We start from the raw sequence: 13267 nt of genomic DNA, 5'->3' as shown, positions 1-13267 counted from the left end.
AAGCAGATACATTGAAAAAGGAATGAAACATAAGATTTTATAATTTTTTATAGATTTTTATAAGTTTTCAGTAACGGCAGAGTATGTTAGAAGAGTTAAAGAAAAAAGTATATGAAGCTAATATGGAGCTCCAGAAAAAGAAACTTGTTATTTACACTTGGGGAAATGTAAGTGAAATAGATAGAGAAACTGGATTAGTTGTAATTAAACCAAGTGGAGTTGAGTATGATACAATGAAACCAGAAGATATGGTAGTTGTTGATCTGCAAGGCAATATAGTAGAAGGAAATTATAAGCCATCTACAGATACTCCTACACACTTAGTTTTATATAATAAGTATCCTCAAATTGGAGGAGTAGTCCATACTCATTCTGAATGGGCAACAACATTTGCACAAGCTGGTATGGATATACCTGCATTTGGGACAACTCATGCAGATTATTTTTATGGAGATATTCCATGTACTAGAGATCTTACTGATGATGAGATTAATGGAGAATATGAAAAAGAAACTGGAAATGTAATAGTAGAGACAATTGGGGAAAAGGATCCATTAGAAGTTCCAGGAATAGTAGTAAAAAATCATGGACCATTTGCATGGGGTAAAGATGCTGATTCAGCAGTATATAATGCGGTTGTATTAGATAAGGTTGCAGAAATGGCATATAAGACAATGACGCTTAATAATAGAGTACAGCATGTAAAACAAACATTATTGGATAAACATTATCTTAGAAAGCATGGTGCAAATGCTTATTATGGTCAAAGCAATATAACATCAGATAAAAATGAAGAAAGTTTAATTGATAATAAAGAAATATTAACTAAGTAAAATTAATTACTTTTTAGGTGAATAAAATTTAAAGGCAATATTGACTTGGAAAAAATTTGGAGTTAATATAAACTTATAAAATATATTTTAAAAAGTTATTTAAAAATAAGTTTCATATCTTCTGGTGTGCTATTTTAATTATCTTTTTATATGGTAAAATAATAAAAAAATGACAAAATCTAAATCAAAAGTTTTATTTAAAGGAATGGGGAGAAATATGGGTAGAGAACTAGACAAGCTATGTATTAATGCAATAAGAACATTATCTGCAGATGCTATTCAAAAATCAAAATCAGGGCATCCAGGATTACCACTTGGAGCTGCTACTATGGCATTTACACTATGGACAAAAATGAATCATAATGGAAAAAATCCTAAATGGGATAACAGAGATAGATTTATTTTATCTGCTGGGCATGGTTCTATGCTAGAGTATTCATTATTACATTTATTTGGATATGGATTAACAGTAGATGATATTAAAAATTTTAGACAATTAGGAAGCTTAACTCCAGGACATCCTGAATATGGACACACTAAGGGAGTTGAAATAACAACTGGACCACTTGGACAAGGTGTATGTAATGCTGTTGGTATGGCATTAGCTGAAACACATCTTGCAGCTAAATTTAATAAGCCAGATTATAAAGTTGTAGATCATTACACTTACTCAATATGTGGTGATGGATGTTTAATGGAAGGTATTTCAGGTGAAGCAGCATCTCTTGCAGGAACATTAGGACTTGGAAAATTAATAGTTTTATATGATTCAAATAATATTTCAATTGAAGGTAATACTGATATTGCATTTAGAGAAGATGTTGCTAAGAGATATGAAGCTTATGGATGGCAAGTATTAAAAGTAGAAGATGGAAATGATATAGATGCAGTTTCAGATGCAATTGAAGAAGCAAAGAAAGAAACAGCAAAACCAACAATGATTATTGTTAAGAATATAATTGGATTTGGATGCCCAGCTAAGCAGGGTAAATCATCAGCTCATGGAGAACCTTTAGGAGAAGATAATGTAAGAGCTCTTAAAGAAAACTTAGGATGGAAGTTAGAACCAGCATTCTATGTTCCAGATGAAGTATATAGTAATATGAAACAATATATAGATAATGGTGTTGAAAAAGAAGAAAACTGGAATAAGTTATTTGCAGAATATAAAAAGGAATATCCAGAACTAGCTAAAGAATATGAAGAATGGATGAGTGGAAAAGTAAATATTGAAGCTTTAGAGTCAGAAGATTTCTGGAAATTTGATAAATCTATGGCTACAAGGCAATCTTCAGGAATAGTTATAAATAGATTAGCTGATATTATTCCTAACTTTATTGGAGGTTCAGCAGATTTAGCACCTTCTAATAAAACTCATATGGATAATAGAGAAGATTATTCAGCAGAAAATAGAAGTGGTTCAAATCTACACTTTGGTGTAAGAGAACATGCTATGGCAGCTATAACAAATGGTATTTGTGCTCATGGAGGGTTAATACCATACTGTGCAACATTTTTTGTATTTAGTGACTATATGAAGGGGGCAATGAGATTATCAGCATTAATGAATCTTCCTGTAACTTATGTATTAACTCATGACAGTATAGGGGTAGGAGAAGATGGTCCTACTCATGAACCAATAGAACAATTAGCAGCTTTGAGAAGTATGCCAAATATGACAGTATTTAGACCAGCTGATTCTAAAGAAACAGCTGCAGCATGGTACTATGCAGTAACTAATGGTTCAGCACCAACTTCATTAGTATTAACAAGACAAAACTTACCTCTTTACGATGAAAGCGGAAAGAACGCATTAAAGGGAGCTTATATTCTTAAAGATTCTAAGAAAGAAACACCAGATATGTTATTAATGGCATCAGGTTCAGAAGTTGAATTAATATACAAAGCTGCAGAAGAACTTGAAAAATGCGGAATAGATGCAAGAGTAATAAGTATGCCTTCATTTGAATTATTTGATGCTCAAGATGAAGCGTATAAAGAAAGTGTAATGCCAAGATCAGTTAGAGCTAGAGTTGCAGTTGAAGCATTAAGCTCATTTGGATGGCATAAATATACTGGTCTTGATGGTGAAGTTATATCATTAGATAAATTTGGAGCATCAGGTCCAGCAGCTAAGTTATTTGAAAAATACGGATTTACTGTTGAAAATGTTGTGAATACAGCTAAAAAAGTAATTGAAAAATAGTATAGAGAGTAAGTACTCCAATAATATATGAATATTTTGAAAGCAAGCTTAAGGATTTATTTAATCATATTATTTATCTGACTGGCTTGCTTTCTTTAAAACAGAAATGAGATTGTGGGGGGGATTTTTATGGGATTAATACTTAGTGATGTGAAAAAAGCAATAGTTAATGGAAAAACAGTACTTGGAATAGAATTTGGATCAACTAGAATAAAAGCAGTTTTAATTAATGAAAACCATGAACCTATAGCAAGTGGAAGTCATGAATGGGAAAATAGATATGTAGATAATATATGGACTTATACATTAGATGATATATGGAGTGGACTTCAAAATAGTTATAAAAATATGGCTAAGGATGTTAAGGAAAAGTATGGGGTAGTAATTAAGAAAATAGGCTCTATAGGAATTAGTGCTATGATGCATGGATACATGGTATTTAATAAAGAAGGGGAGCTTTTAGTACCATTTAGAACATGGCGTAATACAATTACAGAAGAAGCATCTGAAAAACTTACTGAATTATTTAATTATCATATTCCTCAAAGATGGAGTATAGCTCATTTATATCAAGCAATATTAAATAAAGAAGAACATGTACCTAATATTGATTTTCAAACTACATTAGAAGGGTACATACATTGGAAGCTTACTGGTGAAAAGGTTTTAGGTATAGGAGAAGCTTCAGGAATGTTTCCTATAGATATAGAAACTAAAGATTTTAATAAAAGAATGATCAATCAATTTAATGAATTGATTTCAGATAAAAATCTTTCATGGAAACTTGAGGAAATACTTCCTAAAGTATTATTAGCAGGAGAAAATGCAGGAGTTTTATCTGAAGAAGGAGCAAAATTACTTGATGTTTCAGGAGAATTAGAAGCAGGAATTCCACTTTGTCCTCCAGAAGGAGATGCAGGTACTGGAATGACTGCAACTAATAGTGTAGCTAAATGTACAGGTAATATTTCAGCAGGAACATCAGTTTTTGCTATGATAGTATTAGAAAAGGAATTATCTAAAGTTCATAAAGAAATAGATCTTGTTACTACTCCTACTGGAAATCTTGTTGCTATGGTTCATTGTAATAACTGTACATCAGATATTAATGCTTGGATGGGAATATTTAAGGAATTTGCAGAAGCTCTTGGCGTAGATGCAGATATGAATAAATTATTTTCAATTTTATATAATAAAGCTCTTGAAGGAGACCCAGATTGTGGTGGATTATTAGCATATAATTATTTTTCAGGAGAACATATAACAGGTTTTGAAGAAGGACGTCCATTATTTGTGCGTTCACCAGAAAGTAAATTTAATTTAGCTAATTTCATTAGAGTAAATTTATTTACATCATTAGGTGCATTAAAAACAGGATTAGATATTCTATTGAAAGAAGAAGGTGTAAAGCTAGATTCTATATTAGGACATGGTGGATTGTTCAAGACAAAAGGAGTCGGACAAAGAATTATGGCAGCTGCTATAAATGCTCCTGTTTCTGTTATGGAAACAGCAGGGGAAGGTGGAGCATGGGGAATTGCACTTCTTGCTTCTTATATGATTAATAAAGATAAAAATGAGGCTTTTGAAGATTATCTTTCAAATAAAGTTTTTGAAGGAAGATTAGGAATTACGGTAGAACCAAATTCAGAAGATGTTAAAGGCTTTGATGAGTTTATTAAACGCTATAGTTTAGGATTATCTATTGAAAGAGCTGCAATTAATTATTTAAAGTAGGGTTATTTCAATAAAGGTTTTAATTTGTATAAAAATTTATAAGTGATGCTAAATAGATTGATAATATTTATATTTAGTATCACTTTTATATTTATTTGTGCAAATTTAAATGAATTTATTAAGGTGAATTAAAAAGTATACTATATAAATTTATCAAAATATTAATTAAATAATAATTGTTTCAATAGTATATATGGTGTAAAATGATATTAATATTAAAAATGAAAAAAATGTAAAATTTTTGTGGTTAATATTAAGATTTGTTTATTTTTTACAACAGATAAATAAACGTAAAAGGTGGAGGAATGGGATGGATATTAGAATAGTGGCAGATAGTTGTGTAGACTACTGTAAAGATATTTTTGGAAATGAAGAGAATTTTGAAAGAGTACCCTTTAAAATAATCATTGATAATGAAGAAATAATAGATAAAAATTTAGATGTACATGCTCTTATAAAGAAGATGAAGGGCACAAAAGAAAAAATAACAACAGCATGTCCGTCGCCACATGAGTTTTTAACTGCGTTAGAAAAGAGTAAGAATAATTTTGTAGTTACTATTTCTGAAAAGTTAAGTGGATCTCATAATAGTGCAGTGATTGCAGCCAATATGCTTAAAGATGAGAATGAAGATTCCTTTGTACATATATTTGATTGTAAGACAGCTACTGCTGGAGCAAGCTTAATTGTATTAAAAATTAAAGAATTAATAGAAAAAAATATTGATAAGAATGAAATAATAAAAGAAGTTAATATATACATAGATGAAATGAAAACATTTTTAGTACCAGTAAGGTTAGATAATTTGGCTAAAAACGGAAGGATAAGCAGTAAGAAAGCCTTTGTTGGTTCACTTCTTCAGGTTACTCCTATAATGTGTGATAATGGAAATGGAGAACTTATTTTAAAAGAACAAGTAAGAGGAAGAAAGAAAGCATTTAATAGATTATTAGACATGATAGGAGAAGAAGGAACTGATTTTAGTAATAAAGTTTTAGGAATTTCTCACGTAAATAATCTAAAAAGGGCTGAGAGTCTTAAGGAAGAAATACAAAGCAGATATAATTTTAAAGATATAATTATATTTGAAGCTGGAGGGCTTACAACGATCTATGCTGATGATGGTGGAATTGTAGTATGTTTTTAATTTAAATATATAGAAAATAGACAAGCTGATTAAATAGACTTTAGATTTTAACATTGTCACAATAAAAAAGAGTATCTAATAAACGAGGGGATGTTTTTAGATACTCTTTTTTATTAGTAATAATTAAATTTTAGTCACGGTCTCACGTTCAATTAGTAAATTGTATAGAATGATTCTTTTACTGTTTTTATTATTTGACTCTATTTTTTCTAATAATAATTCTGCAGCATTAGAACCAAGTTCAGAAATCTTTTGGTCTATTGTAGTTAATTTTGGTTCAACGAACTTGCAAAGGGCTATATTATCATAACCTATAATTGAAATTTCGTTAGGAACTTTTATGGATAATTTCTTACAAGCATTCAGTACTCCTACAGCCATCAAATCATTACATGCAAAAACTGCTGTAAAGTGATTTGATTTTAATTTATCAGAAAAAATATTCATAGTATTTTCAACTGTATCAAGATTGTTACCACTACCTATATTTATAATATTGCCAGGATTAAAGTTATTAATTTCTTTCATAAAATCAATATAAGCTCTTTCTTTTATATCGTATGAATAACTATCCTTACCACGTACAAACATTATATCTTTATGATTATTTTTATTAAGATATTGTAATGCTTCTCTTGCCCCAGAAGATTCATCAGTAGAGACACATGATATATTTAAATCAGTGTATTCTGAGTTGATAAATACAATAGGATACTTCTGAGCTAAATTTTTATAAAACCCAGATTTTATGTTCTTAGAACTAGGGCTGGCAACTATTATTCCTGAAACATTTCTAGCTATTAAACTATTTACACAGGTCATTTCTTCTTTATAATTATCATTGGAACATGTAAGTATAAGAGATAATGAATTTTCTTTTAGTGATTTTTCTAAACTAGAAATAAGTTCAGTAAAGAACATGTTATTTATACTTGGCACAACAACTCCAACAGCAGTAGATTTCTGCTTAGTAAGTTCTCGAGCTTGAATATTTGGAATATAGTTTAATTCATTAATAACCTGCATTACTTTTTCTTTTGTTTCTGCTTTTACGGGGTAGTTTCCATTCATAACTCTTGAAACAGTAGCAACTGATACATTTGCCTTTTTAGCTACTTCTTGTATAGTAATTTTCATAAATTATTCACCTTATAAAGTTTCTATAAATTTATCAAATGCACTTAGTCCTGTAGAATTTCTCTTGAATACTCCAGCATGATTCAATACTTCTAAGAAGACATTACCAACTTCATCTCTTACGATAGAGTCTGCATTTTCTTCATTTATGATATCATACTTTTCAATTATTTGTTTATACCAATCGGCATGTTTGGATATATTTTCTTTATCAGATATATCAGGAATCTTATTTATTAAGCATTCTTTTACTTCATTTAATTCAGCTTTTAATCTGGCAGGAAGTACTGCAAGTCCCATAACTTCAATAAGTCCTATATTTTCTTTCTTAATATGATGAACTTCATTGTGTGGATGGAAGATTCCAAGAGGATATTTATCTGTTGTTCTATTGTTTCTTAGAACTAAATCTAATTCATAATTTCCATCTCTTCTTCTCGCAATAGGAGTAATTGTGTTATGAGGTTCATTATTTGACTCAAATAATATATCTACTGATTCATCAGAATATTTTCTCCATGAAGTTAAAATATGATCAGCAAGTTCTACTAATTTTTCTTTATCACTTCCGTTGATTCTTATTACAGACATAGGCCATTTAACTCTTCCTACTGTTATATCTTCATATCCAGCAATTTTATAGAATTTTTCAATTGGAGCTTTTTCCATTGCAAATGTATAATGTCCTCCTTGATAGTGGTCATGAGATAATATTGAACCACCTACTATAGGAAGGTCAGCATTTGATCCTGCAAAATAGTGAGGAAGTATTTCTACAAAATTTAATAAGTTAGCAAAAGTATCTTTATTAATTTTCATAGGAGTATGTTCACTATTAAATATTATGCAATGTTCATTATAGTAAGTATAAGGTGAGTATTGCATAAAATATTGATGATTTGATAAAGTCATAGGGATTATTCTATGAGTCTGTCTTGCAGGGTGATTTAAGTTACCGTAAAATCCTTCATTTTCCTTGCATAAAAGACATTTTGGATAAGAAGATGATTTTACAAGTTTTGCTTTTGCAATTTCTTTTGGATCTTTTTCAGGCTTAGATAAGTTTATAGTTATATCTAAATCACCATATGGAGTTTCAGTCTTCCATATTATATTTTTATCTATTCTATCTTTTCTTATATAATTTGAAGCAATGCTTAAATTATAATAATAGTCCGTTGCCTTCTGTGGCAATGCTGAATAAAGTTCTTTAAACTTGCCTATAACTTCAGAAGGTCTTGGCATAAGGCAGTTCATTATATTTGTATCAAATAAATCACGTTCTGTAACAGTATCTTCAATTAAATTTTTGCTTACAGCATAATCTAATATATTTTCTAAAATAGGGGAAGCTGTTTCTAGTTCTTCATTAATTTCTTCTGGTTCAAATTCAGTTAGTTTTAATAAACCTAAAAGCATATTTGAAGCATAAATTTTATCTTCTTCATGTATTAAATTTTTTTGTAGAGCAAAGTTTATTAATCTGTTTAATTCATGGTTAATCATGAGAAAACCTCCTATTTTTCAAATCCATTTGGGTGAGCTACATGGAATGCCCATGCATCTTTAATTATTTGTTTTACATCTGTATATTTAGGAGTCCATCCTAAAATAGTTCTAGCTTTATCACTTGATGCGATTAATTGTGCAGGATCACCAGCTCTTCTGTCTCCTAAGATAACTTTAATATCTTGGTTTGTTACTTCTTCAGCAGCTTTAATCATTTCTTTTACGCTGAAACCAACACCGTTTCCTAAGTTGAATACGTTACTTTCATTTCCAGCTTTTAAATATTCAACAGCTTTTATATGAGCATCTGCTAAGTCTAAAACATGGATATAATCACGTAAGCATGTTCCATCTGGTGTGTTATAATCTGTACCGAATACTGTTATAGCTTCACGTTTCTTTAATGGAACTTGTAATATTAATGGAATTAAGTGAGTTTCAGGGTTATGATCTTCACCTAAAGTACCGTCGCCTAAAGAACCAGCAGCATTAAAGTATCTTAAAGCTACAAATTTTATTCCATAAGCTTTATCACACCATTTCATCATTTTTTCCATAGCAAGTTTTGTTTCACCATAAGGATTAGTTGGGCATGTATCATCATCTTCTAATATAGGAATTCTCTTTGGCTCTCCATAAACAGCAGCAGTAGAAGAGAATACTATATTTTTAATGTTATGTTTAACCATACTTTCAAGAAGAACTTGCATTCCATAAACATTGTTATTGAAGTATAGAAGAGGTTTAACCATACTTTCACCAACTAGCGAATTAGCTGCAAAGTGTACAACACATTCAATATTGTTTTCAGTGAATATTTTATCTAAGATTTCAGCATCGCGAATATCGCCCTTGTAGAATTTTGCTTTTGGATTTACTGCATCTATATGACCACTTTGTAAATTATCTACTATTACGACATCTTTTCCTTGTTCAATTAATTTATAAACTGTATGTGACCCTATATAACCAGCACCACCACAAACTAATATTGACATAAAAACACTTCCTTTTAAAATTTAAATCTTAATTGTATATTAAATTATTTTAATTTTTAATTATTTTAATTTTCTTGTACCATCTGATATTTCTACTATATAGAAGCTTGGTTCATAGCCTATTTTTTCAGTATATTTTGGAGTGATTGTAGAGATAAAATTATCTACACATTCATCTTTAATAATACTTACTGTACAGCCACCAAAACCTGCACCAGTCATACGAGAACCAATTACACCATCACATTCCCAAGCTAATGATACAAGAGTATCTAGTTCAGTACCTGTAACTTCATAATCATCTCTAAGTGAAACATGAGATTCATTCATAAGTTTACCAAATAACTCTAAATCATTGTTTTCTAATGCTTTAACAGCTTTTAATGTTCTTTGATTTTCATAAACTGCATGTTTTGCTCTTTTTACTCTTACAGGATCAGTAATTTGAGATTTTACTTCTTCAAATTCTTCTTCTGTAAGTTCTCCTAATGAATTAACATTTTTAACTGCTTGAATTTCTTTTAATGCAGTTTCACATTCTTCTCTTCTTTCATTATATTTAGAATCTGCTAATCCACGTTTTTTATTTGTATTACCAATTACTATTTTGTATCCATCCATGTTAAGTTTGCTGTAAGAGTATTGTAATGTGTTACAATCTAGAAGAATAGCACAGTCTTTTTTACCCATTCCAACAGCAAATTGATCCATTATTCCACAGTTAACACCAATGAATTTATTTTCAGCTTCTTGACACATTTTAACTATATCAACCATATCTATGTTAAAGTTGAATGTTTCGTTTAAGATGCATCCCATTAATACTTCAAGTGAAGCAGAAGATGATAAACCAGATCCATTAGGGATGTTACCAAAGAATAAAATGTTGAATCCATGTTCAGGTTTGAATCCATGATCTTCGAATGTTTTAATTACTCCCTTTGGATAGTTTGCCCAATTATGAGCTTTATCATTAACTAGGTTTTCTAAATCAAATTCTATAGTTCCTAATTCTTCAAAATTAAGAGAATTAACAAAACATTTTTTATCATCCCTATTTGATACGATTGCATAGGTACCTATAGTAAGGGCACATGGAAATACATGTCCGCCATTATAATCTGTATGTTCACCGATTAAATTAACTCTTCCTGGAGAGAAGAAAGCCGCATCTGAATCTATTTTAAATATTTCTTTAAATTTTTCTTTTAATGTATTTAATTCGTTCATTTAAATCGCCGCCTTTGATAATATTTTTTATCTATGTAATTATAGTAACCGATTACTATAAAAATGTAAATGGTTTCTTTAAAAATTTTTTGAAAAAGTTTTCTTTTTCGATAATAGATTAATTTTATGTATAGAAAGCGATTACTATATTATTGTAAAAAATTATATTTTTGTATAAAAAGTGGCCTATAATTAGATGAATTAATATCTAAATCATTTAATCACAAGCCTGTATTACTTATATTTATTTGTTTCAAAAATGTGTTTCCAATACCTTTTAGGCATCATTCTACATTGTAGTCTTAAGTTTTTACGTTCCTCAATATCAGTTGCTTTAAAATAAGCTTTCCATAATTTCATATATTCATCGTCATGGGATTTTAACTGTTCATAAATATCATAAGACATACTAACTATTTCATATGATGATGAATTATATACTACAGCTTTTTCACGCTTAATATCGTGTATTATAAAGTACTCATTTGGAAAACGATTCTTAAAATGCTCAGCTAATAGTTCAACGATATTATTATCTGGTTCTATTGAAGAGTATAAAAATTTATTTTCTATATAATTAAATCTTACAAAGCCTTCAAATCTATGTCTTTCAAGAGATACTCTTTTATTTATTTCATCTATAATTCGTACTTCATTCAAATTTAAGAAGCTATGAACATCCTTACCTAATTTAAATGCACTTTTTAGATATTTGTATATTATTAAGCCTCTCTCAACTTCACAGCTCAAATAGACCATATATATTTTTTTAAGGCAGAGAAAATCTATTTTATTTATTATAGCATCTCTTACTTTTGTATATTTTATATTATCGGTATCTATATTTACTATAGTACCGAGCAAAAGGGGAGAGGAAAAGTCCTTTTCACTGTAGATACCATCAATAGTTGATTTTGAATAAAAAGCATAGTATATAGCACATAACATTCCTTCAAATGAATCATCATATAATAATATTTCCATAATTAAAATTCCCCGCTTATAGATGTAAATTTTTCAGGAAGAGTAAGGATATTTTCATGAGGAATAATTAAATTTGAATTACTACTAGATGACGGAAGTAATATATTAGAGTTAATATCACTTGTTTTGTAATTATTAGAATCAAAAAATGATATTTGATTTTCATCTACAGTTTTTTTGTTATCTATATTTCCTAAAAGTAATCTGGTTTTAATTGATTCATCATTGAAGGATACTCCGCCATAATATTTGCCACAGCATGTAATAAAATATTTCGCTCTCTTTAAAACGACTCTTATTTTCTTTAAATCCTCAAAGGTTAATTTATGAACTCTTCTGATTTTTATTATCTTCTTTGCTGAAGTCACACCTATACCAGGAACGCGTAGAAGAGTTTCATAAGGAGCTTTATTTATTTCAACAGGAAAATCATTAAGATTAGTCAAGGCCCATTGTGTTTTAGGATCAAAGTTTAAATCAAAATTATCAGTTTCATTTTTTAATAATTCATCTGCTTTAAATCCATAAAATCTTAAAAGCCAGTCAGCCTGATATAATCTATGTTCTCTAAGCATTGGAGGGTGACTTATATCTGGTAAAAGTTTGTTATCTTTTATTACAGGAACATAAGCTGAATAATAAACTCTTTTTAAATTATATTTATCATATAAGTTTTGAGATAAATTTATTATTTTAAAGTCGCTTTCAGGTGTAGCACCTACTATAAGCTGTGTACTTTGACCTCCAGGTACAAATAATGGAGTGCTTTTTATGCTTTTTTTCATTTCTTTGTAGTTTATAATATTATTTTTTATGGTTTTCATAGGAGTCAATATTTTTTCTTTACTTTTTTGTGGTGCTAAAAGTTTAAGGCTGTCATTTGAAGGTAGTTCAATATTTACACTCATTCTATCTGCAAATCTTCCAGCTTCTTCAATAAGCTCCTGACTTGCTCCTGGTATGGCTTTTAAATGAATATAGCCATTAAATTTATGAACTAGTCTTAAGGTTTTTACTGTTTTTAAAAGGAGTTCCATTGTGTAATTTGGATTTTTTACTACAGCAGAACTTAAAAAGAGACCTTCAATATAATTTCTTTTGTAAAAATTTATAGTGAGATTACATACTTCTTCTGGTGTAAAAGTTGTTCTGATAAAATCATGCGATAAACCGTTTATACAGTATTTACAGTCAAATATACAGTCATTAGAAAAGAGTATTTTTAGCAATGAAATACATCTTCCATCAGCAGTAAAACTATGGCATATACCATAGCTTGCTGCATCGCCAATTCCATTATTTTTATTTTTTCTACTTGAACCTGAAGAAGAACAAGAAACATCATACTTTGCAGCATTAGACAAAATTTTGAGTTTATCCATAATATCCATTTATAACACCTCCTAAGTGAGAGCCCAAATCTATGATTTGGTTGCTCGAACTTACTCAGCGAACGCAGTGAGTCGAGTTTCCTCATCAGAGAGCC

Annotated in this window: 10 protein-coding genes; 4 read left to right on the top strand and 6 right to left on the bottom strand. The window is 29.5% G+C overall.

The window, feature by feature from the left end; all coding sequences use genetic code 11:
- Window positions 1-83: 83 nt before the first annotated feature.
- The 4 genes from araD to HF850_RS14520 all read left to right on the top strand — a co-directional run bounded on the left by araD (window position 84) and on the right by HF850_RS14520 (window position 5923).
- Window positions 84-833 (top strand): L-ribulose-5-phosphate 4-epimerase, encoded by a 750-nt coding sequence (gene araD, locus HF850_RS14535; RefSeq protein ID WP_169106147.1) that lies wholly within the window; start codon window positions 84-86, stop codon window positions 831-833.
- A 217-nt stretch (window positions 834-1050) separates the two neighbouring features.
- Window positions 1051-3039 carry a transketolase gene (gene tkt, locus HF850_RS14530; RefSeq protein ID WP_169106146.1) on the top strand — a complete coding sequence of 663 codons (1989 nt, stop codon included), beginning with the start codon at window positions 1051-1053 and terminating at the stop codon, window positions 3037-3039.
- A gap of 129 nt (window positions 3040-3168) precedes the next feature.
- Window positions 3169-4776, top strand: a complete 1608-nt coding sequence (locus HF850_RS14525) for an FGGY-family carbohydrate kinase (RefSeq protein WP_169106145.1) — start codon at window positions 3169-3171, stop codon at window positions 4774-4776.
- Between the two features lie 310 nt (window positions 4777-5086).
- Entirely contained in the window at window positions 5087-5923 is an 837-nt protein-coding gene (locus HF850_RS14520) for a DegV family protein (RefSeq protein ID WP_169106144.1), read from the top strand.
- A 123-nt stretch (window positions 5924-6046) separates the two neighbouring features.
- Here the strand turns inward: HF850_RS14520 and HF850_RS14515 are convergent, their stop codons facing one another.
- The 6 genes from HF850_RS14515 to HF850_RS14490 form a co-directional block, all read right to left on the bottom strand.
- Entirely contained in the window at window positions 6047-7060 is a 1014-nt protein-coding gene (locus HF850_RS14515; RefSeq protein WP_169106143.1) for a LacI family DNA-binding transcriptional regulator, read from the bottom strand.
- Window positions 7061-7072: 12 nt separating this feature from the next.
- Window positions 7073-8566 carry a UDP-glucose--hexose-1-phosphate uridylyltransferase gene (gene galT / locus HF850_RS14510; protein WP_169106142.1) on the bottom strand — a complete coding sequence of 498 codons (1494 nt, stop codon included), beginning with the start codon at window positions 8564-8566 and terminating at the stop codon, window positions 7073-7075.
- Between the two features lie 11 nt (window positions 8567-8577).
- Window positions 8578-9567: a UDP-glucose 4-epimerase GalE gene (gene galE / locus HF850_RS14505; protein WP_169106141.1), complete on the bottom strand. Its 990-nt coding sequence runs from the start codon at window positions 9565-9567 to the stop codon at window positions 8578-8580.
- Window positions 9568-9627: 60 nt separating this feature from the next.
- The gene (locus tag HF850_RS14500; protein WP_169106140.1) at window positions 9628-10797 is read right to left on the bottom strand and encodes a galactokinase; all 1170 of its coding nucleotides are present in this window, start codon (window positions 10795-10797) and stop codon (window positions 9628-9630) included.
- 234 nt (window positions 10798-11031) lie between these two features.
- Entirely contained in the window at window positions 11032-11781 is a 750-nt protein-coding gene (locus tag HF850_RS14495; RefSeq protein ID WP_169106139.1) for a TIGR03915 family putative DNA repair protein, read from the bottom strand.
- A gap of 2 nt (window positions 11782-11783) precedes the next feature.
- Window positions 11784-13172 (bottom strand): putative DNA modification/repair radical SAM protein, encoded by a 1389-nt coding sequence (locus HF850_RS14490; RefSeq protein ID WP_169106138.1) that lies wholly within the window; start codon window positions 13170-13172, stop codon window positions 11784-11786.
- Window positions 13173-13267 lie beyond the last annotated feature (95 nt).

This window comes from Clostridium sp. SM-530-WT-3G (genome assembly GCF_012843905.1).
In the GTDB taxonomy this organism is placed as follows: domain Bacteria; phylum Bacillota; class Clostridia; order Clostridiales; family Clostridiaceae; genus Clostridium.
Note: the sequence above shows the minus strand (reverse complement) of the source record. Positions and strands in the feature narration are given on the sequence as shown.